Raw genomic sequence first — 25,930 nt, 5'->3', positions numbered from 1 at the left:
GTGAGGGAATAGGCGGCGAGCGCCGCTGCCACCAATCACTACTGACTACTCGCTACTCACTCCTTCACAGCCAGCCATTCTTGCGAAACCGCCAGTACAGGAACGAGCAGATCAGCGCGATCGTCACCAGCACGACCGGATAGCCGTATACCATCTTAAGTTCCGGCATATCGTCGAAATTCATGCCATAGATGCCGGCGAGCGCCGTCGGAACCGCCAGGATGGCAGCCCATGAGGCGAGCTTCTTGGTGTTCGCCGTTTCCTGGCTCTGGCCGACCAGAAGGCTGGCCTCGAAGGCAAAGGCGAGCACCTCGCGCAGGCTGTCGATCTTCTCCTGGACGGTGCGGATATGATCGGTGACGTCGCGAAACAGCGGGTGCATTGCGGCATGGATCTGCGGCAGCTCGGCGCTGGTCAGCCGGCGGCAAACCTCCACCAGCGGAAGAGCTGCATTGCGCAGGCGCAACAGATCACGGCGCAGCATATAGAGCCGTTCGATGTCGGGGCCGGTCATCGGCTGCAGCAGCACCCTGTCCTCGATCGCCTCGACCTCGTCCTCGATCTGCTCGAGCACCGGCATGTAATTGTCGACGATGAAATCGAGAATGGCATAGAGGACGAAATCCTCGCCCTTGGCCAATGAATGCGGGCAGCTTTCCCAGTGCTGGCGAACGGCGGCATAGGAGGTCGAAGGGCCGTGCCTGACGCTGACGATGTAGCCGGCGCCGACGAACAGATGCGTCTCGCCGAAGGTGACGCGGCCGTCGATCAGCTGCGCGGTGCGGGCGACGATGAACAGGGCGTCGCCATATTGCTCGATCTTTGGCCGCTGGTGCGGATGTTCGGCATCCTCGATGGCCAGTTCATGCAAATGGAATTGCGCCTGGACGCGCAGCAAAAGGTTGCGGTCCGGTTCCAGGAGCCCGATCCAGACGACGTGGCCGGGCTTGGCCGCCCATTCGCCGGCCTCCTCGATCGGAATGTCGGCGATGCGCCGGCCGGCCGTATAGACGCTGGACGCGATAATGCCGGATGTCGGCGGCGGGGCCGGAGTCAGGTTCCGAACGTTTTCCATCGCTACCTCCTCAAGGCATGGCCTCGGGTCAGGACCAGGTACGTTCGGGGAAGCTTAGCCTAAATTAGCCAAGGGTTCGAGGGGACGTCGTTCACTTAGCCGGAACGGTACCGGGAAGGACGATCTTGTCGGTCTTGTCGCCCTTCGGGCGCTCGGCCGGCATCTGGTCGCCGGTGACGATGTAATAGATCGTCTCGGCGATGTTGGTGGCGTGGTCGCCGATGCGCTCGATGTTCTTGGCGCAGAACAGGAGATGCGTGCAGGGCGTGATGTTGCGCGGATCTTCCATCATGTAGGTCAGGAGCTCGCGAAAAAGCGAGGTGTACATGGCGTCGATCTGGTCGTCGCGGTCGCGCACGAAGCCGATCTTCTCGACCGAGCGCGAGGCATAGACGTCGAGCACTTCCTTGAGCTGCGTTAGCGCCAAATTAGCCAAGGCCTCGAGACCACGAAACAGGCTGGTCGGCTGGCGCCCGTCGGTGACGGCCGCCACCCGCTTGGCGACGTTTTTGCCGAGGTCGCCGACGCGCTCGATGTCGGCCGAGATACGGATCGCGCCGACGATCTCGCGCAAATCGGTCGCCATCGGCTGGCGCTTGGCGATGATGACGATCGCCTTGTCGTCGATCTCGCGCTGGCCTTCATCGAGGACGATATCGTCGTGGATGACCTTCTGGGCGAGACCGGGATCGGCATTGACCAGGGCGGTGATCGCCTGCTCGACCATGCGCTCGGCATGGCCACCCATCGCAGCGATCCGCTTCGACAGGTATTTCAGCTCTTCGTCATAGGCACTGACGATGTGAACGGACTGCATGGGACGAAATGCCTTCCCCGGATCTTCTGGCCCGAGTCGTTTCCTCGAATCCTGTGCTGATACGCCAGCCGGATGACAGAAAGAAGAAACGGCCAGTTGGTAAATAGTACAGCCCTAGCGCGCCGGCAAATGGACCGAGAACGTCGCGCCCTTGCCGACTTCCGACTTGATCGACAGCCTGGCGTTGTGGCGTGTCAGGATGTGTTTGACGATCGACAGTCCCAGGCCCGTGCCTTTCTGAGTGCGGCTGTTCTCGACATCGACGCGGTAGAAGCGCTCGGTGATGCGCGGGATATGCTCTTCGGGAATACCGGGGCCATAGTCCCTGATGGTGACGTCGATGCCGGCTTCAGGCTCAGCTTCGGTGCGGGCGATCGACACCGTGACGCGCCCGCCCGACTGGCCGTATTTGCAGGCGTTTTCCAACAGGTTCTCGAAGACTTGAAAGAGTTCGTCGCGGTCTCCCGGCACCTCGAGCGCTCCCTCGACGAAATCGCGTTCGATGACGACGCCGGTTTCCCGGGCCAGCGGTCCAAGCGAGTCGATGACACTGTCTATGGTCTGGCGCAGATCGACCTCGGTTCCCGGCATCAGATAAGGCTTCATCTCCAGCCGCGACAATGACAGGAGGTCGTCGATCAGACGTGCCATGCGGCCGGTCTGGTTCTGCATGATCTGCAAGAACTGGTCGCGCGCCGCCGGATCGCCACGGGCCGGTCCTCTCAACGTTTCGATGAAGCCGGATATCGAGGCAAGCGGGGTGCGCAGCTCGTGGCTGGCATTGGCGATGAAGTCTGCGCGCATCCTGTCGATCCGGCGCGCCTCGCTCTGGTCCTTGAACACCAACACGTAGAGATCGGTGGCATGGCCGACGGAGGATGCGCTGACCCGGTAGGCCCGTTCGATCGGCAGCTTTTCGATGTAGTCGACCACATCCGAAGCGACCGTTCCGGACAGCACGCTGTCCAGCAAGGCCTGCATTTCGGGTGCGCGGAATTTCAGCGACAGCGACATGCCGGGCGCGATGCCGCCGAAGGCAGCGAAAGCGGCGGCATTGGCATGGACGATGGTGGCGGTGCGATCGAATATGATAAGCGGATCGGCAACCGCCGCGGCGAGATATTCGCCGGAAAGTCTCTGCAGCCCGCTCGCCTCGATCGCCGCCGCATCCTCGGCGGACTGGCGCGAGGCACCGGACGGCAGCAGCGCCGCCGCAAGCAGTAGCGCCAAGGCGGCCAGGACGACATAGGCGGACATGCCGGCAAAGCCATAGACGGCAAGGACCGCGACGATGCCGGCGGCCAGCAGCCAGCGGCTCTCCCACAGCCGTGCCGCGACAGCTTGCGCCCTGGTTTGCCGCTCTGCGCCGATGTCAGCCATTCGCGCGTCCCGTGCCCTTGCTCCGGTCGGTTGGAAAACTTCCGCTGGACCGGATTTGAGGCTCCCCATAGCATGAGTCCGCAAGCTGAAAAGGTTCGTCTCGATGAAAAAACCGAAGGAAAGTCCCGCTCCGGCACCAGCACAGGGCCCGCTGAAGATCAGGATCGGAGGCAAGGAGCGGGAGTTCGACATCGAGGACCCCGTGCTCCCGGACTGGATCGAGGACAACAAGCTGACGGTCGGCGGCTATCCCTACGACAAGAAGATGAAGAGCAAGGAATATGACGAGACGCTCGAGAGTCTGCAGATCGAGCTGGTCAAGGCGCAGGCCTGGCTGCAGGCGGCCGGCAAGCGGGTGATGGCACTGTTCGAGGGACGCGATGCCGCCGGCAAGGGCGGCACGATCTTCGTGCTGCGCCAGTACATGAACCCGCGCACCGCGCGCAACGTGGCGCTGACCAAGCCAACGCCGACAGAGGTTGGACAGTGGTACTATCAGCGCTATGTCGACCACTTCCCGACGGCGGGAGAGTTCGTCACCTTCGACCGCTCCTGGTACAACCGCGGCGGTGTCGAGCCGGTCATGGGCTTCTGTACCCCCGAGCAGCACGAGAAATTCCTCGACGAGACGCCACATTTCGAGCGGATGATCTGCAATGAGGGCATCCATTTCTTCAAATTCTGGCTGGACATCGGCCGCGAGACGCAGCTCGAACGGTTCCACGATCGTCGCTACAGCCCCTTGAAGAACTGGAAGTTCTCGCCGATCGATATCGCCGGCATCGGCAAATGGGACGACTACACCAAGGCGCGCGACCTCATGGTCGAGCGCACGAACAAGGCGTTCGCGCCCTGGATCATCGTGCGGGCCAACGACAAGCGGCGGGCGCGGCTGGCCGTCATCCGCCGCATCCTCTTGTCGCTGCCCTATGACGGTCGCGATCTCGATGTTGTCGGCAAGGAAGACAAGAAGATCATCGGCGAAGGGCCATCATTCCTGGAAAAATGACCGGCCTGGAAAAATGACCGGCCTGGAAAAATAGCGGGTCTGGAAAACGCACCTAGAGCGGTTCAGCTTTTGACGGAATCGCCGACCCGCTCTAAGTAGTTGTTTTTACGCAATTCCGGACGGAAAACCGCTACGCACTTTTCCTGAAATTGCTCTAGCCTTTCTCCGGATCGGCCCATTTCGCCAACGATCAACTTTCCGGCCAGACGGCTTTATGCCGCCAGCCGGGCAATCCGCTGCAGCCGCTTCAGGGTGGTGTCATCCTGCAGCGCCTGCTGGAACAGCGATATCTCCTGATCGATGCGGTCGCAGAGCGCGTTGGTGTCGCCCTTGAGCAGGCCGCGCGTCTGCAACAATGCCGCGACCGGCTTCTTGGCGAGCTGCCTTGCCCGGCCGAGAGCCGCTTCCTCGGCACCGCCGTCCGCCACAATCTCGCCGACCAGGCCGAGCGCTCTGGCATCTTCGGCATGAAGCGTGTCACCGAGGCAGAAGAAGCGGAAGGCGCCGGCATAGCCCAGCTTCTGCGGCGCCAGGATGCTGGTTGCCGCGTCCGGCACCAGGCCGAAATCGACAAACGGCACCCGGAACGTGCTGCCGCGCGAAGCGATCACCATGTCGCAATGGAACAAGATGGTGCAGCCGACGCCGACGGCATCGCCATCCACGCAGGCAAGGACCGGTTTGGGAAAGGTCGCCAGCGTGCGGAACATGTCGGTGACCGCGGCGATAAGCTGCTGATGCTTGGTGGCGTCCAGAAATTCGGAAAAGTCGCCGCCGAGGCAGAAGCAGCCTGCCAGGCCGCGCAGCACCACGACGCGGACGTCGTCGTCGACGGCGGCCTCATGGAAGGTCTTTGCCAGGCTCGCATAGGCGCGCCTGTCGAGGACGGGCCGGCCGTCGTCCGAGGAAACCGTGACGATCAGCGTATGGCCACGCAATTCGGGTTGCGGGTGGGTATTCATGGCGGGTCTCCAACTCTCACGAGGCCTGTTTCATTCCGAGCCTGTCGGGGTATCCCCTGGCCAGCACCGGCGCATAATGGTTGCGGCGCGAACGCACGACATCGAGTGTATGTTCGTTGAAGGTGAGCAGCGTGGCGACGACCTGCTGGTTGCCGTAGGTGCGCTGGTAGCCTAGTGGCGTTGCCAGGAAGTGCAGCTGCAGCGCCCGCAGGACCCACATCGGCTCGAATTCGATGATGACCTGGTTGATGCTGCGCGGCAGCCCCCACTCGACGAAACCGGCGATCAGCTCGGTGCCGACCGTCGACACGCCGCGCTTGCCGTCACGAAAGCCCGGCGCCACAGCATAGCGGGTCAGTTCCCAGACATTCGGCCCCGAGGGCGGCGTCCCTTCATAGAGGTCCGCCAGCACTTCGGTCAGAAGATGTGCCCGCGTCGTCGGCAGCATCCGCTGATAGCCGGCGACCTCCCCGTTGCGGATGACGATCTGGTGCACCGCCTCGTCATGGTCGAACTGGTCGATCTCGAGGCCATCGGGGCGCTGAAGATCGGTCCACCCCATTTCCTCGACGAAGATCTTGTAGCGCAAACGATGGACGGCCTCCCAGAGGTCGGGACGATCCATCAATTCCTGTGTGGTAAGGGAAAAAAGCATTAGCCGTCTCCTGGTTTCAAGAGGAAGATACGGCCGGGCTTTCCCGAAAAAATTACGCGATCACGTAGGCAAGAATTTCTAGGCCGGCACGGCCGACCTAACTAATATAGCCGCGCCTAATGGCTTCCGCGACCGCCTGCACCCGATTGACGGCACCAAGTTTGCTTTTGGCGTTAAGGAGATGTTTCTCGGACGTGTGCTCCGAGATGCCTAGAATTTGAGATATCTCCCACTCGGACTTGCCGACGGCGGCCCACTGCAGGCATTCGCGCTCGCGCGGCGTCAATTCGATGTGATCGATGGTCTTGCCCGCCATCGTGTGGATTTGCATGGCGCGGCCGATCGCATAGGTCGACACCAGCGACACGATTCCGAACTCGGCCTCCGAAAGTTCAACGGCCTCGCCGCCCAGCGACACCATGACGATCAGGCCGTCGAGGGTGATCAGCGGGAAGGCCAGGCCGTCGCGCAGCTTGAACTCCCTGGCGTCGCCCATGACTTCGCCGCTGCTCTTGTCGACGCGGATGCTTTCGGACGCTTCGCGCCATTGGAACGGCGCCTGAAGCTGCTTCATGTGGCTGACGACGGGGTCATGATCGACATAGTTGCGCGCCACGTAGCGCTCCAGCCATTCGCCCGGCCAGTCGCACAGCAGCACATGATCCTTCTGCTGGCCGCGCGGCGTGCCTGGCTGCGGAACGGTTCCCGCCATCAGCGCCGTCAGGCCGAAATCCGACGTGACCCCAAGCAGCCTTTCACAGACCGCCGCCGCCGTGTTGGCGTGCTGCAGCTGATCGATGTATTCCAGCGTGCGATCGAAATGTCCCATCGCAACATCTACCCTATGTTGCCTGCCGCCTCAGAGATCGATGGTAGATGCCCGAGACGCGCCTCGCCATCAACCCCGGATTGCAAAGCTGCACCGCTTTCGTGACGCTGGCGAATGCCTCCCTTTCGGCCGGCGCCGCGCTGCTACTTGCAAACCCGCTAAACCATACGCCTAAATCGGTAAGTTGAAATCAAAAACCATTGTGCCTGCGCCATTTTCGTACGAAAAGCCGAAAGCATGACGGGCGGAGCTCTATTGTGACATTGCGGTGGATACTCCTCGCTCTGGTATCGATACTGGTCGGGGCGCAGTCGTTTGCCGGCATCGCCGCCGCCGCCCAGCCGCAGGTGCCGGTGCTGTGGGACGCCAAGGAGCGGCTGCCGAAGCCCGATCTTTCCGCGCTGCCGCGTCTGAGGTTCCTCACCACCACCGATTTTCCGCCGTTCAACTTTCTCGACGGCGCCGGCCGGTTGTCCGGTTTCCACGTCGATCTGGCACGGGCGATCTGCGCCGAACTCGGCATCGCCGAAAAGTGCCAGATCCAGGCGCTGCCCTGGGGCGAGCTCGACGCGGCGCTGCAGAAGGGCGAAGGCGAAGCCATCATTGCCGGCATCGCCGCCACGCCGGAGAGCCGATCCAAATATGCCTTCTCGCGCTCCTATCTGCAGTTTCCGGCGCGCTTCATCATGCCGAAAACAACGGCCTTCGCGGAACCGATCTTCGACAAGTTGCGCAGCAAGCGCGTCGGCGTCATCGCCGGCTCGGCGCATGAGCACATGCTGCGCGCCTATTTCGGCGCCGTTCAGGTCGTCCCTCTCGACAGCCCGGAAAAGCTCTACGGCGACCTCAAGGCCGGCAAGATAGACGCCGCCTTCGGCGACGGGATGCGCTTCGCCTTCTGGCTGGGCGGCACGGACGCGGCGGGCTGCTGCCGTTTCGCCGGGGGGCCGTATCTGGCGCCGGAATATCTGGGATCGGGCATGGCCATCGCCACCAGGGCCGGCGATCCGGCCCTGGCCGCGGCCATGGACTACGCGCTGCAGGAGATCTCGGTGAAAGGTACGTTTGCCGAATTCTATTTGCGTTATTTCCCGGTCAGCTTTTTCTAGGGACTGCTGATTTTCAGGTCAGCGTGCGCAGGCGCGCCTTCGCGGCGCGCGCGATGGCTGCGACGGTCAGCGTGTCGAGATCGAGCTTCAGGCGGATAAGCTGCAGCACCCGCACTTCCTCGAGGCGCATTTCGAGATCGACGGCGGCGACCTCGAAGGCGGCGGCATAGGCGGTGTCGCGCAGCCTTTCGGGCAGCGCTTCGGCGACACGCGCGAGAACACCTTCCAGGCCGCCCTTTTCGTGCAGGCTCTTCTGGCAATCCTGGGCGATGCCGACAAGCCTGTCGTGGCTGAAATCCTCGAACACGGGCCAGGTGCGGACGACGTCGCCGATGCGCGCCAGTTCGACATCGGTCATGTCGCGATCGGAAGCCGAGGTGATGACCATCAGGTAGATCAGCGCTTCATGCGGGGACGGCAACGGCATTCGGGAACTCCTTGAAAGGGCCTCGTAGTTAGGAACAGCATATCGGTGCCGCAAGGAAAAACAGCCGCCATCGTTGACGCCCAAGGCAGGCACGCCTAGAGACCGGTTGAAAAACTCCCTTCCGGCGGCGCCGGCGAACGACTTGGAAACAGTGACATGGCGGGATCAAACATCATCGATCTCAATCCCGAGATGCTTGTGGCGGCGGCCGAAAGCAAGGCCTGGCCGTTCGAGGAAGCCAAAAAGATCATCGAGCGCTACAAGAACACGGACTTTCCGGAAACCGTCCTGTTCGAGACCGGCTACGGGCCGTCCGGCCTGCCGCATATCGGCACCTTCGGCGAAGTCGCGCGCACCTCGATGGTGCGCCACGCCTTTCGCGTGCTGACCAGGGACGCGGTCAAGACCAAGCTGCTGTGCTTCTCCGACGACATGGACGGCATGCGCAAGATCCCCGACAGCGTGCCGGATCGCGCCGCGCTCGAGCCGTATCTGCATATGCCGCTGTCGTCGGTGCCCAATCCGTTCGGCGGCGACTTTGCGAGCTTCGCGGACCACAACAACGTGATGCTTTGCCGCTTCCTGGACACGTTCGGGTTCGACTACGAGTTCGCCAGCGCGACCGAGTATTACAAGGCCGGCCGTTTCGACGCGGTGCTGCTGCGCGCGGCCGAACGCTATGACGAGATCATGGCGGTGATGCTGCCGACGCTTGGGCCGGAGCGCCAGGCCACCTACAGCCCGTTCCTGCCGATCTCGCCGAAGAGCGGCCGCGTGCTCTACGTCCCGATGAAGCATGTCGACGCCAAGGCCGGCACCATCACCTTCGACGACGAAGGCACCGAGACCACGCTTTCGATCAGGGGCGGCAAGGTGAAGCTGCAGTGGAAGCCTGACTTCGGCATGCGCTGGGCGGCGCTGGGCGTCGATTTCGAAATGTTCGGCAAGGACCACCAGACGAACGCGGTGGTCTACGACCGCATCTGCAACATTCTGGGCGGACGGGCGCCGGAGCATTTCGTCTACGAACTGTTCCTGGATGAGAACGGCCAGAAGATCTCGAAGTCGAAGGGCAACGGCATCACCATCGATCAGTGGCTGGCCTATGCGCCGACGGAAAGCCTCGGGCTCTACATGTACCAGCGGCCGCGGCAGGCCAAGAAGCTCTATTTCGACGTCATCCCGCGGGCCGTGGACGAGTATTACACCTTCCTTGCCGCCTATCCCCGGCAGGACTGGAAGGAGCGGCTGGGCAACCCGGTCTGGCATATGCATTACGGCAACCCTCCGGCAATCGACCTGCCGGTGCCGTTCTCACTGCTGCTCAACCTGGTCAGCGCCTCCAACGCGCAGAACAAGGATGTGCTGTGGGGCTTCATCTCGCGCCACGCGCCGGGCGTGACCCCGAAGACGCATCCCGAGCTCGACAGGCTGACGGGCTATGCGATCCGCTACTTCGACGATTTCGTGAAGCCGGCCAAGGTCTACCGGGCCGCCGACGCGGTGGAGCGCGAAGCGCTGGGCAAGCTCTCGGAGGCGCTGGCCTCGCTTCCCGCCGCAGCCGATGGCGAGGCGATCCAGAACGCGGCCCTCAACGTTGCGCGCCGGATCGAGCGCTACCAGGACCATTCCAAGCAGAGCCCGGAAGGTGGTCCCGGCGTTTCCGTTGCCTTCTTCCAGATGATCTACCAGGTGCTGATCGGGCAGGAGCGCGGGCCGCGCTTCGGGTCGTTCGCCGCGCTCTACGGCATTGCCGAAACGCGCGCGCTCATTGAGCGGGCGCTGGCTGGTCAACTGGCGGCGTAAGAACGCCGTCCTCTTCCTGCAATATGGAGCCCGGCGCCTGAGGCGCGGAGCTCGGTGCCGGCGGAACCGGCGGCAGGCCGGTAAGGATCGGCGCTGATCCGAAGATGCCCTTTTTCGCCGCGCGCGCCTTCTCGCCGGCCTCGACATAGGGGCCGCCCTCGGCGGCGCGGGCCCAGCCGTTCTCGACCAGCCATTGCCCCACATCCTGCTTGCCGATGCGGCATTCGGCGGTGATCACGTCGCGGCCGCCCTCGGGCGGCACCGTGCAGACCACCGCCCGGCCGCGCAGGAAAGCCCGGAACGCCGTGCGCGCCCGGATGCCGCAGGCCCAGTCCTTGCCGTCATCGGTGCAGGTCTCGTCCTGCCCGACGACATCGACGCCCGAAAGCGCGACCGAATAGCCCTTCGCCTCGATCACGCCGGCGGCTGACGCCACCGGCTGGAACAGTTTTGTGCCGTTCCAGTCGTCGGGCATCTTCAGCTTGGGCGGCTTGGGCGGGCCGGCCAGCGCAAGGTCGCTCAACGGCGCGCGCGGTTCGACCCGCTGAAGCTCTTCGGGGGTGAGCGGGGGCGGCGCCACCATTTCGGGATCGATCGACCTGGAATGGGGTGCCGGCTTTATCGGCTGCGGCCCGGGAATGGCCGAGGTGGCCGGCTCTTGGGGCGCAGCGTCGACGTCTGCCTGGATCTGGTCGACAGTGACAGTACCGCTGCCTTCGCCACGCTGCACGGTGCGACCGCCGGCGACGACCAGGGCCGCCATCGCCGGGACCGCCAGGGCGGCTATGGCGAGATGGAACAGCCGCACCTACTGGCTTGCCCAGACGATCCGCGCCACCCATTCGACATCGCGCATCGGGATATCGCGATCCGGATGCTCGGGATTGAGCGAGATCAGCACGATCGACTTCGTCGTCTGGCGATCCAACACCTTGGCCATCACCTCGCCGGCGTTGGTCTTCACGACGACGCGGTCGCCCTTGCGGGTGGCGGCGCCCGGCTCGACGATCAGCACGTCGCCATTGCGGTAGAGCGGCAGCATGGAATCGCCCTGGACCTGCAGCGCATAGGAGGTTTCGGTCGCCTGGGCAGGCAGCTCGATCAGATCCCAGCCCTGCCCCGCCGGAAAGCCGGCATCGTCGAAGAAGCCACCGGCGCCGGCCTGGGCGAAGCCGAGCAGCGGCACCGAAGACCGCTGCGCCGGCGCATGGCCGGTCTTGTCGCGGCCTTCGACCAGGCCGGTGAATTCGTCGAGCGAAGCACCAGTCGCCTCGATGATCTTGGCCAGCGATTCGGTCGAGGGCCAGCGCGGCCGCCCATCCGAAGACAGTCGCTTTGACTTGTTGAAGGCGGTCGAATCGAGCCCTGCACGCCTTGCCAGGCCCGAAGCCGACAGCGAATAGCGCTCGGCGAGAGCATCGATGGCGGCCCAGACACGGTCATGCGAGAGCACTTCGCTCTCCCCCGGAACAGGAAAAAATACCTTTCCTTTCTAGTCCGCAACCGCTCGATTGTCCACCCGCGAGGTGGCGGATCGTCAACAAAGCGGCAGCGCCGCGCGTCGCTCGCCACACGCGCGGCCAGCCTGATCAGGCCGGTCCCTTGGCCAGGCCGCGCAGGCCCTGATGGGAGGCCATGAACTTCCGCTCGGCCTCGGTGGGTGGGCGTGGTTGAGCAGAACGGCCAAGCGCAGCCACAACCTCGTCAATGTCGAGAAAGCGGCGACCGCGACGATCGTAAACGCCGCCCGTGGTCATGATAAGCGCAGCCGTTTCGCCATTGTCGAGCACGAAACGATGCTTGCCGATGACCTGCGTGCCTTCCCAGGTCTCGATCGAGGACACCACTTCGAAGTGCCGCCACAGCCGGATCTCGCGTACATAGGTCGATTGCAGCCCGCCGATCATCGGCGCCCAGCCATTCTTGCGCGCCAGTGCGATCAGGCCGGCGCGCAGGAATATGTCGATGCGGCCGAGGTCGGCCAGCATCATGTAGCGCGCATTGTTGAGATGGTTGTTGAAGTCGATATCGGTCGGCAGGCAGCGAAAGGCCAGCCGGCTCTCGCCACCTATCCGGTAAGGGCCACGGCCAGACGCCGTGGCCATCATGCGCGCCATACGCGCCCAGACATACATATCCGCGGATCAGGCGGCCTTCTTTACCTCGCCCTTGGCATAGGGGTCGAAGCGGCCGTAGAAGGTCTCGCCTTTCTCGGCCATGTCGAGCAGCAGCTTGGGCGCCTTGAACTCGGCGCCGTATTTCTTCTGCAGACCCTTGGCGATCTTGACGAACTGCCTGGCGCCGATGCCGTCGATATAGGACAGCGCGCCGCCGGTGAAGGGCGCGAAGCCGAAGGCGAGGATCGATCCGACATCGGCCTCGCGCGGATCGGTGACGATGCCCTCTTCCATCACCCTTGCGGCTTCCAGGGCGATGGTGACCAGCAGGCGCTGCTGCAGCTCCTCATAATCGACCTTTTCCGGCTTGAGCTGCGGATAGAGGTCCTTCAGGCCAGGCCATAGCTTCTTCTTGGCTGGCTTCGCCGGATAGTCGTAGAAGCCCTTGCCATTCTTGCGACCGGCGCGGCCATGGGTATCGACCATGGTGTTGATGAGCGCCATCTGCCTGGGATCGACGGCCTTGTCGCCGAGATCCCTGATGGTCTGCTTCATGATCTTCTGGGCAAGGTCGATGGCCGTCTCGTCGGTCAGCGCCAGCGGGCCGACCGGCATGCCGGCCGCCTTGGCGGCATTCTCGATCATCGGCGCCGGGACGCCCTCGATCAGCATCTTGTAGGCTTCCGACATGTAGCGGAGCACGCAGCGGTTGACGTAGAAGCCGCGCGTGTCGTTGACGACGATCGGCGTCTTCTTGATGGCGCGCACGAAGTCGATCGCGGTGGCCAAAGCCTTGTCGCCGGTCTTCTTGCCGAGGATGATCTCGACCAGCATCATCTTGTCGACCGGCGAGAAGAAGTGGATGCCGATGAAGTTCTTCGCCCGTCCCGAGTTCTTGGCCAGCGCGGTGATCGGAATGGTCGAGGTGTTCGAAGCGAAGATCGCAGCCGGCTTCAGCACGGCTTCCGCCTGTTCGGTGGCGGCCTTCTTGACGGCCGAATCCTCGAACACCGCCTCGACGACGAGGTCGCAGCCGGCAAGGTCGGCATAGTCGGCCGTCGGCGTGATCAGCGACAGGAGCTTGTCCTTCTCCTCGGGCTTGGCGCGGCCCTTCTTCACCTGGTCCGACACCAGGCTCTCGGAATGCGCCTTGCCCTTGGCGGCCGACTCCATGTCGCGGTCGAGCAGCACCACCGGAATGCCGGCCTTGGCTGTGACATAGGCGATGCCGGCGCCCATGAAACCGGCGCCGAGAATGCCGATCTTCTTGAACTTCGTCTCCGGCACGCCGGCCGGGCGGCGGGCGCCCTTGTTCAGCTCCTGCAGCGACACGAACAGCGAGCGGATCATCGCCGCCGCTTCCTTGCTCTGCATGATCTCGGTGAAATAGCGCTGCTCGATGCGCAGGCCGGTATCAAACGGCACCAGCAGACCTTCATAGACGCATTTCAGGATGGCGGCCGCGGCCGGATAATTGCCATAGGTCTCGCGGCGCAGGATGGCGATGGCCGGCGGCCACAGGTTGAAGCCGGCGGGCGAGTAGATCTGGCCGCCGGGCAGCTTGAAACCCTTCTCGTCCCAGGGCTGGACGGCCTTCAGGCCGTTCCTGATCATCGCCTTGGCGGTCTCGACCAGCTTCTTGGGTTCGGCGATCTCATGGATCAGGCCCATCGACTTCGCCTTCTGCGGCGAAAGCGTCTGGCCAGTGGTGAGCATCTGCAGCGCCTGCTGCTGGTCAGTCAGCCGCGGCACGCGCTGCGTACCGCCGGCGCCTGGGAAGATGCCGACCTTGACTTCCGGCAGGGCCATCTTGACCTTGTCCGAGTCGGCGGCAACGCGGCCATGGCAGGCAAGTGACAGCTCGAAGGCGCCACCCATGCAGGTGCCGTTGATCGCCGAAACCCAGGGCTTGCCCGACATTTCCAGCTTGCGGAACAGGCCGGTCATGCGGCCGGCACTGTCGAACAACAGCCTGGCCGCCTTCTCCGGATCCTTGGACTTCTCCTTGGCAAAGACCGTCAGCATCTTCTGCAGCATGGTCAGGTCGGCGCCGCCCGAGAAACTGTCCTTGCCCGAGGTGATCACCGCGCCCTTGATACCGGCATCGGCCACCACCTGGTCGATGATCTTGTCGAGTTCGTTCATCACCTCTTCGGTGAAGACGTTCATCGAGCGGTCGGGCATATTCCAGGTGACCAGCGCGATGCCGTCGGCGTCGGTGTCGACCGTGAAGTTTGTGTAGGTCATGTCTTTCTCCTTCCGGCCGAAAATCAGACGCGTTCGATGATCGTTGCGGTGCCCATGCCGGCACCGATGCACAGCGTCACCAGCGCGGTGTTGAGGTCGCGGCGCTCCAGCTCGTCCAGGACGGTGCCGAAGATCATCGCGCCGGTGGCACCAAGCGGATGGCCCATGGCGATCGCCCCGCCATTGACGTTGATCTTGTCGTGCGGGATGTCGAAAGCCTGCATGTAGCGCAGCACCACCGAGGCGAAGGCCTCGTTGAGCTCGAACAGGTCGATGTCCGACAGCTTCATCTTGGCGCGCTGCAAAAGCTTCTCGGTGACGTCGACCGGGCCGGTCAGCATCAGCACCGGCTCGGAGCCGATATTGGCGAAGGCGCGGATGCGGGCGCGCGGCTTCAGCCCCATCGCCTTGCCGGCCTTCTTGGAACCGAGCAGCACGGCGGCGGCGCCGTCGACGATGCCGGACGAATTGCCGGCATGGTGGACGTGGTTGACCTCTTCGACCTCGGGGTGCTTCTGCACCGCGACGGCATCGAAGCCGCCCATTTCGCCGGGCATGACGAAGGACGGGTTGAGCGAGGCCAGCGACTGCATGTCGGTCGAGGGCCGCATGTGCTCGTCATGGTCGAGGATGGTGAGGCCGTTCTGGTCCTTGATCGGGATCACCGAATTCTTGAAGCGGCCGTCGGCCCAGGACTTGGCGGCGCGCTTCTGGCTCTCGACCGCATAGGCGTCGACGTCATCGCGCGAAAAACCGTATTTGGTGGCGATCAGGTCGGCCGAGATGCCTTGCGGCACGAACCAGCCGGGCAAGCCGACGGAAGGGTCCATGAACCAGGCGCCGCCTGACGCGCCCATGCCGACGCGCGACATCGATTCGACGCCCCCGGCAATGACGATCTCGTCGGCGCCCTGCGCGATCTTGGCGGCGCCGAAATTGATGGCGTCAAGGCCGGACGCGCAGAAGCGCGAGAGCTGCATGCCGGGTGCCTTGGTGTCGTAGCCGGCCTCGAAAGCGGCGGCGCGCGGAATGACGGAACCGGCCTCGCCGACCGGGTCGACGCAGCCGAAGATGATGTCGTCGACGGCGCCGGTGTCGAGCCCGTTGCGGTCGCGTAACGCCTCCAGCACCTTGGCGCCCAGCCTTACCGCCGGCACCTCGTGCAGCGAGCCATCCTTCTTGCCCTTGCCGCGCGGCGTGCGCACGGCGTCGTAGACATAAGCTTCGGCCATTTTCATGCTCCTTGGGTTCGCTGAAAGCTGCTCAGAGAGAGCGTCCGATCAGCAATTTCATGATCTCGTTGGTGCCGCCGTAGATGCGCTGGACGCGGGCGTCGCGGTACATGCGGGCGATCGGGTATTCATTCATGTAGCCATAGCCGCCATGCAATTGAAGGCATTCGTCGACGACTTTGCCCTGCAGGTCGGACAGCCAGTATTTGGCCATCGAGGCGGTCACCGAGTCGAGGCCGCCATCGATGTGGCGGGCAACGCAGTCATTGTAGAAGACGCGGCCGATGGTCGCCTCGGTCTTCAGCTCGGCCAGCTTGAACTGGGTGTTCTGGAAGTCGATGATCGCCTTGCCGAAGGCCCTGCGCTCCTTGACGTAGTCGATGGTCAGCGCAAGCGCCCGCTCGATCATGGCAATCGCCCCGGTGCCGATCTGCAGCCGCTCCTGCGGCAATTGCTGCATCAGCTGGATGAAGCCCTGCCCTTCCTCGTGGCCGAGAAGGTTGGCGGTCGGCACGCGCATGTCGTTGAAGAACAGCTCCGACGTGTCGTTGGCCTTGAGCCCGATCTTGTCGAGGTTGCGGCCGCGCTCGAAGCCATCGACCTCGTCGGTCTCGACGACGATCAGCGACGTGCCCTTGGCGCCCTTGGCCGGATCGGTCTTGGTGACGACGATGACGAAATTGGCGAGCTGGCCGTTGGTGATGAAGGTCTTCGAACCGTTGATCCTGTACTGGTTGCCGTCCTTTTCGGCGCGCGTCTTGACACCCTGCAGGTCGGAGCCGGCGCCCGGCTCGGTCATGGCGATGGCGCCGATCAACTCGCCGGTCGCCAGCTTCGGCAGCCACTTCTTCTTCTGCTCCTCCGAGCCGTAGTGGAGGATGTAGGGGGCGACGATCGAATTGTGCAGGCCGATGCCAAAGCCGTCGACGCCGACATGGCCGATCGCCTCGATGATGGCGCTCTCATGCGCAAAGGTGCCGCCGGAGCCGCCATATTCCTCCGGCATCGAGGCACAGAGCAGGCCGGCGGAACCGGCCTTCAGCCAGCTCTCGCGGTCGACCATCTCGTTCTTCTCGAACTCGTCGTAGCGCGGCGCGATTTCTTCCGACATGAAGCGATGCGCCATGTCGTAGAGCATGCCGACCTCGTCCGCCGCCCAGGCGGGCTTCGGCAGGCCAAGAACTTCGGCTGGATTTGTCGCCACGATTTCCTCCGCGTTCCGACAATTGTGGGCCGGCGTACCGGCCCGCCAAACCTAGAACGCTTCCGCCGGCAGCGCCATTAGCGTGTCCGCGCCACTGGAAATGCGGGCGAGATGTGCCGAGGTCTCCGGCATGATCCGCTCCATGAAGAAGCGCGCCGTCACCAGCTTGTTGTCGTAGAAGGACGCCGGACCGTTGGCGCCGTCGGCCAGTTTCACCCCGGCCGCCTTGGCCATCTGCGCCCACATATAGCCCAGCGCCACCAGGCCGAAGAGATGCATGTAGTCGGTCGAGGCGGCACCGGCATTGTCGGGCTTGGCCATGCCGTTCTGCACCAGCCACATGGTCGCCGCCTGCAGATCGTTGAGGCCCTTTTTCAGCGCCTTGGTGAGGGGCGCCATCTTCTCGTCGGCGCGGTTTTCCTCGCAGAACTCGCCGACCTCCTTGAAGAAGGCCTGCACGGCGCGGCCGCCGTTGAGCGCGAGCTTGCGGCCGACGAGGTCGAGCGCCTGGATGCCGTTGGCGCCTTCATAGATCATGGCGATGCGGGCATCGCGCACGAACTGGCTCATGCCGTGCTCTTCGATATAGCCGTGGCCGCCGAACACCTGCTGCGCCATGACGGCATGGTCGAAGCCCTTGTCGGTGAGCACGCCCTTGACCACCGGCGTCAGCAGGCTTGTGTAGTCGTCCGCCGACTGGCGATCCTTGTCGTCGCCCGAGCGGTGGGCGATGTCGGACTTGATCGCAGTCCACAGCGCCAGCGCGCGGCCGGCCTCGTTGAAGGCCTTCATGGTCATCAGCGCACGGCGGATGTCGGGATGGACGATGATCGGGTCGGCCTTCTTGTCCGGCGCCTTGGCGCCTGACAGCGAACGGCCCTGCAGGCGGTCCTTGGCGTAGGACACGGCGTTCTGGTAGGCGATCTCCGACAGCGAAAGCCCTTGCAGGCCGACGCCGAGACGGGCCTCGTTCATCATCGTGAACATCGCCTTCAGCCCGCCATTGGCCTCGCCGAGCAACGTGCCTTCGGCCTCGTCATAGTTCATGACGCAGGTCGAATTGCCGTGGATGCCCATCTTCTCCTCGATCGAACCGCAGGAGAGCGTGTTCTTCTCGCCGGGATTGCCCGAGCCATCGAGCTTGAGCTTCGGCACGATGAACAGCGAAATGCCCTTCACCCCCTCCGGCGCGCCTTCGATACGGGCCAGCACCAGATGGACGATGTTATCCGCCATGTCGTGCTCGCCAGCCGAGATAAAGATCTTCTGGCCGGAAATCTTGTAGCTGCCGTCGCCGTTGGGCACGGCCTTGGTGCGCAGCAGGCCTAGATCGGTGCCGCAATGCGGCTCGGTCAGGTTCATGGTGCCGGTCCAGGCGCCCTCGACCATTTTCGGCAGCCATGTCGCCTTCTGCGCGTCGGTGCCGTGGGTGATGATGGCCGCGATCGCGCCTTGCGTCAGGCCGGGGTACATCATCAGCGCCATGTTGGTGGAGACCATATATTCGGCAACCGCGGTGTGCACCGCATAGGGAAGGCCCTGGCCGCCGAACTCGACCGGTGCGGCCAGCCCCATCCAGCCACCTTCGCGATACTGGTCGAAGGCTTCCTTGAAGCCTTTCGGCGTCGTCACCGAGCCGTCGTCATGGCGCACGCAGCCTTCCATGTCGCCGACACGGTTCAACGGGTGCATGACGTTCTCTGCGAGCTTGGCGCCTTCGGCGAGGATCGCCTCGACTACATCGGGCGTCGCGTCGGAGAATCCGGGAAGATTGGAATAGCGCTGGTAGCCCAGCACGTCGTTGAGAACGAACAGCGTGTCCTGGACCGGGGCCCTGTAGATCGGCATGCGTTTCCTCCACCATGCGGTCTTGGCCCAAAATCGTGCCGTGCGCGGCAGACGGACCAATGTTGAAGCCCGGATAGCAAAAATTGACGTTTGCGTAAACGTCAATTTTTGATGTTGCGACAAATTTTCCCTGGCATCGTGCATCGGGACGGTAGCGGTCCGGCGTCAAGGACGCCAGCGCAGCGGACGCATCTCTTCGTGAGGGAGTAATGCAAAGAGCCGCGCGGCACGGGCCGCGCGGCTCTCATTGGTCAGGCGGTTTTGCCTAATGCCGGCGGATCAGCTGGCCGCGCTGGCTTGCGGCGCCGAACGCTCCGCGAGCATCTGCCGCACGGCGGCCATCGAGCCGCTGAGCTCGTTGATGGCATCCTCGATGAGCGCCCGCTGCTTCTGCAGGCGGGTAAGCTGCTTCTCGGACTTGTCCAGCGCCAGCCGCAACTGCTTGGTGTTGGAGCCGGTCGGATCGTAGAGATCCATCATCTGCTTGACGTCGCGCAGCGAGAACCCGACCTTGCGGCCGAGCAGGATCAGCTTCAGCCTTGCCCTGTCGCGGCGCGTATAGAGACGGGCCGAACCGTCGCGCTGCGGATTGAGAAGGCCCTTGTCCTCGTAGAAGCGCAAGGTGCGCAGCGTCACGCCGTATTTCTTGGCCATCTCGCCGATGCGGACAAGATCCTCGCCGGCATCGTTCGGTATGTCATTGGTATTGGCCGCGGCTTCGCCGGGCGAAACAAGTTTCATGGTCACTGGCTTTCCCCGTCTGGTGGCATCGCGGTCCGGGACCTTGCGTCGCCTGAGTGGAAGCGGGGGCATGCTTCCAGTCGTGGTTTCAACAAACAAATCGCAAAAGGCGGGATCTGCGCACCGTTTACGTTTACGTCAATGCTATACCGATAGCCGTCTCATGACGCAAGGGCGTTCTCGGGCCAGAACTTTATGCCGCACCCGACAGGCAGCCCGTCAAGGATGTTGCAACTTCTTAAGCTTGGTTAACGCGTTGTTTACCACGTTGGGTGAAATGTGCGCATGTCGGTCACCCGTGTTTATCCTGTAGCGAATTTTTCACGGTTTTTCGAAGCGCGGGTGAAAACCCGGGAGGCTCGTCTTCCACCGCAGCAGAACCGCGCGGTCGTCTTCGTTCCCGGCAGGACTTTGGGGAATCCGGTCACGAGCCGGCCATTCTGAACACGGGCGCATCGATGAACAGCAAGCGGTCCTATCTCGATACACTCAATGCCGGCAGGCAGCGCAAGCCGACCACCACGCTCGAGCAGCTGAACCGCTCCCTGGAAACGCTGGAACAGCGGCTGGAGCGGACGCGCGAGGATACCGCCGAACGTTTCGAACCGCGCCGGCCTGCAGCCGAACCGCGTTACGCCAGCGCCCAGCCCTACAACCAGCAGCGCTGGTACGAGGACCCACAGCCCGCGCCGCGGCCGAAGAGCCCGGCGCCGTCAGCACCTGCCTTCGACCAGAACTATCAGGCGATCGCACGCGACATCGACCGCGTGCGCGGCCAGGAGGACAGCGTCGCCGTGGTCGGCAAGATCGCCGGCGAATTGCGAGGCCTGCGCGAGGAACTGCGCCACCAGATGACCGCCGGGCTCAAGCGCGAATTCGACGCGCTGCGCAAGGACATCGAGCGGGCCTTCCAGGCAAGCGGGCAATCGGGCGGCCAGGCGGGCAAGAGCAGCGCCGAACTCGGCGTCGAATTCGAGCGACTTTCGGGCGCCATCCAGACGCTGGCCGAAAAGAGCGACGACAGAAGCGTCAACATGCTGCGGCTCGAGGTGGAGCAGGTCAAGGCGGCACTCGACACGTTGGCGCGCGAGGAGAGCGTGCAGGCGGTCGATCGCCGCTGGGACGACTTCGACCGCCGCTGGAGCGCTTTCGAGGACCGCGTCGACGCCGATCAGCGCAAGCGCTCCGACGGTGCCGGCCTTTCGGCGCTGACCGAGCGGCTCGAGCAGATCAGCAGTGCGGTCAACAATCTGCCGGAATCGCTGTCGCTGCGGTCGCTGGAGGAAAAGGTCCGCACACTTGCCGGCGCCGTCGACCATTTCGTCAGCCAGCAGAGCAATCGCAGCAGCGACACGTTCGGCATGATCGACGAGCGGCTGGACGAGATTTCACGCGCCATCGTCGCCTCGACCGTCGCCGCGCAGGCCAACGCCTTCGATGCCGAGCCCTTCGAGCGCATCGAGAGGCGGATCGCCTCGCTGGCGCAGCAGATCGAAGAGGTCACGCACGCTCAGCCAAGCGGTGAAGTCATCGACCGCCTCAACATGCTGTCGAGCCGTGTCGACGAACTGGCCGGCCGCGCCAACCTGCCGGAACAGGCGATGGAGCGACTCGGCAAGCAGATCGCGCTGATCGCCGACAGAATAGACCGCGCGCCGGCCATGCCGGACGCCGACTATATCTTCCAGGGTCTGGAACAGCGCTTCGACGCGCTGTCCGGGATCATGGAACGCCGCCAGGGCGACGCGATCGAACAGGGCAACATGCTGTTTCGCGATCTCGAGCGGCGGCTGGAGGAAGTTGCCGACAGGCTGGACCAGCGCATGCCGCAGGCCGACAGCGCCGGCATCATGGACGCCATCGACGCCCGCTTCACCGCTTTGGCAAAGCGCCTGGAGACACGGGTTCCCGATCCCGCCAATGAAGCGGCGATCCGTGGCCTGGAGAGCCGACTCGAAGACATTTCAAGCCGGCTGGAATCGTCGGCCGCGCAGGTCGCCGGCATCGACCCGGCACTCATCCGCAGCCTGGAGGCGCAGGTTTCCGGCCTTTCGGCGCATCTGACCAAGCCCGGCACGCCGCTGCCGGAATTCGAGGATATCAGCCCGCGCCTCAACGAGATCGAGAAGTCGCTGGCCGGAACCCGCGATTCCATCCTCAGCGCCGCGCGCGAGGCGGCCGAGAGCGCGGTGCGCTCGATGGCCGATACGAGTGCCAACACGGCGGCCGTCAGCGGCCTCGCCCAGGACCTGAAGACGCTCGAATCCCTGACACGCCGCTCGGACGAGCGCAATTCGCGCACCTTCGAGGCCATCCACGACACGCTGCTCAAGATCGTCGATCGTCTGGGCTCGCTGGAAACCAGCGAACCGATTGAGGCCGTCAGCGAACTCGTGGATCCGCAGCCAACAGCCAAGCGGAGTGCACGCGGCTCCAAGATCGCGGTGCAGGACGCACCGTCGATGGATATCGACCAGCCGCTGCCGCTGACCGGAGACATGGCCGACCTCGATGGCCGCGCCGCCGCCATCCTGCGCAACGAACCGGCTACGCGTGGCGAACCGGTCATGCGTGGCGAACCTGCGCCGCGCTCGCCGGCTGAAGCGGCTGCCGCGGCCGCCATGGCGGCGCTCGGCTCGGACACGATCGCCGACAAGAAAGACACGACCGGCCGCAAGAAATCGATGTTCGGCGGACTGGCCCGCGCCTTCAGGGGCAAGAAGGACACGGATATGCCGCCGCTTGCCGGCTCGGCGCCCGATACCGACATACCGAGCGTCGATCTCGACGAGCCGCTCGACCCGAAGCTTGCCAACCGGCCGCTGGAGCCAGGCTCCGGCGCACCCGACCTCAACGCCATCATGAAGCGCGTGCGCGACGAGCGCGGCCAGCCGGTCAAGCGCAGCGAGGGCGACGCGGCAAAGTCGGATTTCATCGCCGCTGCCAGGCGCGCCGCGCAAGCCGCCGCCGCCGAAGCCGACGCTTTGAAGCGCCAGTCGACGATGAGTGGACCGGTCAAGGCGCTCAGGATCGGCGACCTGCTCAAGGCGCGGCGTAAGCCGATCCTGATGGCGGCGGCCGCGATCATGCTGGCGCTGGCCGGCCTGCAGCTGGGCAAAGCCTTCTTCTCCGACCCTGCCCCGGTGGCCAGCAACGACATTGCACCGATCATCGCTCCGCAGCCGGTGGAAACCGCATCGGTCAATGCCGCAAGCGAGCCGAAGGCAGAGCCCATGGCGCAGGACGCGCCGGCCCGTGCCGTCAGACAAGCGGAGCCGTCCGAGCCGACAGTCAAGGACGACATGCTGGCGCAACCCGCCTCCGCCCCGCCATCAGGCGCCGATATGCCCATGGATGGCGTTTCCGAGCCGGCGCCGGCCCCCATGGAATCAGCGGCACCTTCCGATGCGACGGAGCCAACTGCTGCGGCCTCAGCACCTGCGGCCGCGGAACCGGCGGCGGCGGATGCGGACAGCCAGCCAATGGCTGCCACGCCGGTCGCACCGACCCCGGCCCAGGACACCACGGGTGCCGTTCCTCCCGCCAATACCGCCACGGCAGCAGCCGCGGCCAAGATCGACATTCCGGCCGATGCCGGCCCGCAGGCGCTGCGCGATGCGGCCGTCGGCGGCGACGCCAAGGCGCTGTTCGAGGTCGGCTCGCGCTTTGCCGAGTCACGCGGCGTCAAGGAAGACATGGCGGCAGCCGCCAAATGGTACGAGAAATCGGCCGACCTCGGCTTCGCGCCGGCGGAATACCGTATCGGCAATTTCTACGAAAAAGGCATCGGCGTCGCGCGCGACATCAAGAAAGCCAAGACCTGGTACCAGATGGCGGCAGCGCAGGGCAACGCCAGCGCCATGCACAATCTGGCCGTGCTGTTAGCCATGGCCGCGGACGGCGTGACCGACAATGAATCGGCGGCGCACTGGTTCCAGGCGGCGGCCGACCTCGGCGTCAAGGACAGCCAGTTCAATCTCGGCATCCTCGCCGCCAAGGGCGTCGGCATGAAGCAGAACCTGGAGGAATCCTACAAATGGTTCGCGCTCGTCGCCAAGACCGGCGACAAGGATGCGGCGGCCAAGCGCGACGAGATCGCCAATGCGCTGCGGCCCGAGCAGTTGGAGCGGGCGCGCTCCGCCACCGAGCTGTGGAAGGCCAAGCCGCTCGACCAGGCGGCCAATTCGGCCGACATCCCCGAATCCTGGCAGGAAGGCACGCCGCAGACGACCGCCAGCATCGACATGAAGAAGGCGGTCAAAAACATCCAGCTCATCCTCAACAAGAACGGCTACGAGGCCGGCGGCGCCGACGGTGTGATGGGCCAGAAGACCAAAGATGCGATCATAGCCTTCCAGACCGATAACAAGATGAAGGCGACCGGCGAAATCGACGCGGATCTGGTAAAGGCGCTGCTGGCGCGCAAATAACGGCATATGCGTCGCTTCCGCGACGCCCTTGCCACACATTTGCCTGTTAACTGATTGAGATGATTTTTTGTTTCGGCGGCGCGGCATGGGTTTCCACCCCGGCCGCGCCGTCGGCGCAAGAAAAAATTGGCTTTTCGGTGCGACACTGCCGCAACGGCTGCAATCGCCGACAGGCAAACTGATCGAGACTGACGGGTGGGCATCTATCTCCCGATCGCGGAAATTTCCGTCAACGTCTTCGTACTGCTGGCCATGGGGGCGGCGGTTGGCTTCCTGTCGGGCATGTTCGGGGTGGGTGGCGGCTTTCTCATCACCCCGCTGCTGATCTTCTACAACATCCCGCCGGCGATCGCGGTCGCCACCGGCGCCAACCAGGTCATCGCCTCCTCGTTTTCGGGCGCGCTGTCGCACATGAAGCGCGGCACGCTCGACTTCAAACTCGGCGGGGTGCTGCTCGCCGGCGGCATTGTCGGTTCGACCGGCGGCATCTTTGTCTTTGCGCTTTTGCGCCGGCTGGGGCAGCTCGACCTGTTCATCTCGCTGCTCTATGTCGTGCTGCTCGGCACGGTCGGCGGTCTGATGCTGGTCGAAAGCGTGAACGCGCTGCGCGCCACCCGCAGCGGTGCCGCTCCTGTGCTGAAGAAATCCGGCCAGCACAACTGGATCCACCGGCTGCCGCTGAAGATGCGCTTCAGGGCCTCGAAACTGTTCGTCAGTGTCATCCCGGTGCTAGGGCTTGGCGCCGGCATCGGCTTCCTGTCGTCGATCATGGGCGTCGGCGGCGGCTTCATCATGGTGCCGGCACTGATCTATCTGCTGAAGGTGCCGACCAATGTCGTCATCGGCACCTCGCTGTTCCAGATCATCTTCACCTCGGCCTACACGACGCTGGTCCACGCCACCACCAACCAGACTGTCGATGTCATGCTTGCCTTCCTGCTGATGGCGGGCGGCGTCGCCGGCGCGCAATATGGCGCCAAGGCCGGCCAGAAGCTGCGCGGCGAACAGTTGCGGGCGCTGCTGGCGATGCTGGTGCTGGCGGTCGCCATCCGGCTTGCCATCGATCTGTTCGTCACCCCGCCCAATCTTTATTCGCTGTCCGCCGCGGGCCTGAACTGATGGCGGGCCTGAAAGCGTTCGCAGCCGCTGCTTTCCTGTCGCTCGTCGCCGCCGCATTGCCTGCGGTAGCGCAGACGCCGCCGGCCGAAAGCATCCAGATCGGGCTGTCCACGGATGCCGTGTCGATCACCGCCGGATTTTCCGGCGCCGACCTCACCATCTTCGGTTCGCTGGAAAATGCCGATCCGCTCGTCGCGCGCCAAGGGCGCTACGACGTGATCGTCGTGCTCGAAGGCCCGCCACGGCCGGTGGTCGTGCGGCGCAAGGACAGAGTGCTCGGCGTCTGGATCAATCTGGAGTCGGAAACGTTCGAGAACGTGCCGGTCTCCTATTCGGTGGCAACCACGCGCCCGTTGCAGGATGTCACCGATCCGAACAGCTACAAGCAGCTCTCGCTCGGTGCCTCCAATCTCTACATGAAGCCAGCTGACGTGACCGACAGCCCGGCGACGATCGAGGAGTTCACCGCCGCGCTGAGGGACCGCAAGACTGCGACCGGCCTCTACAGCGAGAATGTCGGCGGCGTGCAGTTCCTGTCGCAGAACCTGTTTCGCGCCACCGTCAGGCTGGCGCCCAATGTCCCGGTCGGCACCCACAAGGCCCGCGCCTTCCTGTTCAAGAGCGGCATGTTCATCAAGGAGAGCTCGGCCCAGCTCGAAATCCGCAAATCCGGTTTCGAACAGTCTATCTTCCGCGTCGCGCACGACTATTCCTTCCTCTACGGCGTCTTCGCCGTATCGCTCGCCATGCTCACCGGCTGGCTTGGAAGGCTGATCTTCCGCAAAGACTAGATTTCCTCGCGAAAGCCTGTTCCCCTTTGCGGGCTCATGCGCTAGACCGCCGCCTCCCGGCGCAACAAGCGCACATCACAATCCGGTTCGGCAGAAAGGTCCGGTCACCCGGACATTGGCGCGGCTGACAAG

General features: G+C 64.0%; 21 protein-coding genes. 6 read left to right on the top strand and 15 right to left on the bottom strand.

The features are described from left to right. Positions 1-64: 64 nt before the first annotated feature. The 3 genes from AC04SI_RS02570 to AC04SI_RS02560 form a co-directional block, all read right to left on the bottom strand. Positions 65-1,075 carry a magnesium and cobalt transport protein CorA gene (locus tag AC04SI_RS02570; RefSeq protein ID WP_488473864.1) on the bottom strand — a complete coding sequence of 337 codons (1,011 nt, stop codon included), beginning with the start codon at positions 1,073-1,075 and terminating at the stop codon, positions 65-67. A gap of 91 nt (positions 1,076-1,166) precedes the next feature. After that, entirely contained in the window at positions 1,167-1,892 is a 726-nt protein-coding gene (phoU, locus tag AC04SI_RS02565) for a phosphate signaling complex protein PhoU (protein WP_006199951.1), read from the bottom strand. A gap of 114 nt (positions 1,893-2,006) precedes the next feature. After that, on the bottom strand, positions 2,007-3,272 hold the full coding sequence (locus tag AC04SI_RS02560; protein WP_488473863.1) for an ATP-binding protein: 1,266 nt from the start codon (positions 3,270-3,272) through the stop codon (positions 2,007-2,009). A 103-nt stretch (positions 3,273-3,375) separates the two neighbouring features. Here AC04SI_RS02560 and ppk2 point away from each other — a divergent pair, with 103 nt between their 5' ends. After that, on the top strand, positions 3,376-4,281 hold the full coding sequence (gene ppk2 / locus AC04SI_RS02555) for a polyphosphate kinase 2 (protein ID WP_488473862.1): 906 nt from the start codon (positions 3,376-3,378) through the stop codon (positions 4,279-4,281). Between the two features lie 212 nt (positions 4,282-4,493). Here ppk2 and AC04SI_RS02550 read toward each other — a convergent pair whose 3' ends face one another. From AC04SI_RS02550 to AC04SI_RS02540, 3 genes are all read right to left on the bottom strand, one after another. Beyond that, the gene (locus AC04SI_RS02550; protein ID WP_404280056.1) at positions 4,494-5,243 is read right to left on the bottom strand and encodes an enoyl-CoA hydratase-related protein; all 750 of its coding nucleotides are present in this window, start codon (positions 5,241-5,243) and stop codon (positions 4,494-4,496) included. A 16-nt stretch (positions 5,244-5,259) separates the two neighbouring features. Continuing rightward, a complete protein-coding gene (locus AC04SI_RS02545; protein WP_488473861.1) occupies positions 5,260-5,898 on the bottom strand; it encodes an acyl-homoserine-lactone synthase in 639 nt (212 codons plus the stop codon). Between the two features lie 97 nt (positions 5,899-5,995). After that, positions 5,996-6,727, bottom strand: coding sequence for a helix-turn-helix transcriptional regulator (locus AC04SI_RS02540; RefSeq protein ID WP_404280053.1), 732 nt, complete (start codon positions 6,725-6,727; stop codon positions 5,996-5,998). A 263-nt stretch (positions 6,728-6,990) separates the two neighbouring features. Here AC04SI_RS02540 and AC04SI_RS02535 point away from each other — a divergent pair, with 263 nt between their 5' ends. After that, positions 6,991-7,836 carry an ABC transporter substrate-binding protein gene (locus AC04SI_RS02535; protein ID WP_488473894.1) on the top strand — a complete coding sequence of 282 codons (846 nt, stop codon included), beginning with the start codon at positions 6,991-6,993 and terminating at the stop codon, positions 7,834-7,836. Between the two features lie 13 nt (positions 7,837-7,849). Here AC04SI_RS02535 and AC04SI_RS02530 read toward each other — a convergent pair whose 3' ends face one another. Then, the gene (locus tag AC04SI_RS02530) at positions 7,850-8,263 is read right to left on the bottom strand and encodes a tellurite resistance TerB family protein (protein WP_404280050.1); all 414 of its coding nucleotides are present in this window, start codon (positions 8,261-8,263) and stop codon (positions 7,850-7,852) included. A 156-nt stretch (positions 8,264-8,419) separates the two neighbouring features. On the opposite strand from AC04SI_RS02530, the gene AC04SI_RS02525 reads away from it, so the two are divergent. Next, a complete protein-coding gene (locus AC04SI_RS02525; RefSeq protein WP_404280048.1) occupies positions 8,420-10,069 on the top strand; it encodes a lysine--tRNA ligase in 1,650 nt (549 codons plus the stop codon). Here AC04SI_RS02525 and AC04SI_RS02520 read toward each other — a convergent pair. The 8 genes from AC04SI_RS02520 to AC04SI_RS02485 all read right to left on the bottom strand — a co-directional run bounded on the left by AC04SI_RS02520 (position 10,032) and on the right by AC04SI_RS02485 (position 19,458). Then, positions 10,032-10,877, bottom strand: coding sequence for a thermonuclease family protein (locus AC04SI_RS02520; RefSeq protein WP_404280046.1), 846 nt, complete (start codon positions 10,875-10,877; stop codon positions 10,032-10,034). The two genes, AC04SI_RS02525 and AC04SI_RS02520, sit on opposite strands and share 38 nt — an antisense overlap. After that, positions 10,878-11,522, bottom strand: coding sequence for a S24 family peptidase (locus AC04SI_RS02515; protein ID WP_404280043.1), 645 nt, complete (start codon positions 11,520-11,522; stop codon positions 10,878-10,880). Positions 11,523-11,658: 136 nt separating this feature from the next. Next, complete coding sequence (locus AC04SI_RS02510; protein ID WP_404280040.1) at positions 11,659-12,204, bottom strand: thioesterase family protein; 546 nt, start codon at positions 12,202-12,204, stop codon at positions 11,659-11,661. A gap of 9 nt (positions 12,205-12,213) precedes the next feature. Continuing rightward, positions 12,214-14,433: a 3-hydroxyacyl-CoA dehydrogenase NAD-binding domain-containing protein gene (locus AC04SI_RS02505; protein ID WP_404280037.1), complete on the bottom strand. Its 2,220-nt coding sequence runs from the start codon at positions 14,431-14,433 to the stop codon at positions 12,214-12,216. 23 nt (positions 14,434-14,456) lie between these two features. Next, positions 14,457-15,665, bottom strand: a complete 1,209-nt coding sequence (locus AC04SI_RS02500) for an acetyl-CoA C-acetyltransferase (RefSeq protein ID WP_404280034.1) — start codon at positions 15,663-15,665, stop codon at positions 14,457-14,459. 31 nt (positions 15,666-15,696) lie between these two features. After that, positions 15,697-16,869, bottom strand: coding sequence for an acyl-CoA dehydrogenase family protein (locus tag AC04SI_RS02495; RefSeq protein WP_488473860.1), 1,173 nt, complete (start codon positions 16,867-16,869; stop codon positions 15,697-15,699). Between the two features lie 51 nt (positions 16,870-16,920). Then, on the bottom strand, positions 16,921-18,717 hold the full coding sequence (locus AC04SI_RS02490; protein WP_488473859.1) for an acyl-CoA dehydrogenase: 1,797 nt from the start codon (positions 18,715-18,717) through the stop codon (positions 16,921-16,923). Positions 18,718-18,996: 279 nt separating this feature from the next. Next, positions 18,997-19,458 (bottom strand): MerR family transcriptional regulator, encoded by a 462-nt coding sequence (locus AC04SI_RS02485; protein ID WP_488473858.1) that lies wholly within the window; start codon positions 19,456-19,458, stop codon positions 18,997-18,999. A 458-nt stretch (positions 19,459-19,916) separates the two neighbouring features. Between AC04SI_RS02485 and AC04SI_RS02480 the strand changes: the two genes are divergently transcribed. The 3 genes from AC04SI_RS02480 to AC04SI_RS02470 all read left to right on the top strand — a co-directional run bounded on the left by AC04SI_RS02480 (position 19,917) and on the right by AC04SI_RS02470 (position 25,798). Next, positions 19,917-23,888 carry a peptidoglycan-binding protein gene (locus AC04SI_RS02480; protein ID WP_488473857.1) on the top strand — a complete coding sequence of 1,324 codons (3,972 nt, stop codon included), beginning with the start codon at positions 19,917-19,919 and terminating at the stop codon, positions 23,886-23,888. A gap of 195 nt (positions 23,889-24,083) precedes the next feature. Continuing rightward, positions 24,084-25,007 carry a TSUP family transporter gene (locus tag AC04SI_RS02475; RefSeq protein ID WP_192179184.1) on the top strand — a complete coding sequence of 308 codons (924 nt, stop codon included), beginning with the start codon at positions 24,084-24,086 and terminating at the stop codon, positions 25,005-25,007. Next, the gene (locus AC04SI_RS02470) at positions 25,007-25,798 is read left to right on the top strand and encodes a TIGR02186 family protein (RefSeq protein WP_404280024.1); all 792 of its coding nucleotides are present in this window, start codon (positions 25,007-25,009) and stop codon (positions 25,796-25,798) included. The genes AC04SI_RS02475 and AC04SI_RS02470 overlap by 1 nt, the downstream gene beginning before the upstream one ends. The last annotated feature ends 132 nt before the right edge of the window (positions 25,799-25,930 follow it).

The organism is Mesorhizobium sp. CNPSo 4689 (genome assembly GCF_057784325.1).
This window is presented reverse-complemented; position numbering and strand designations above follow the sequence as displayed.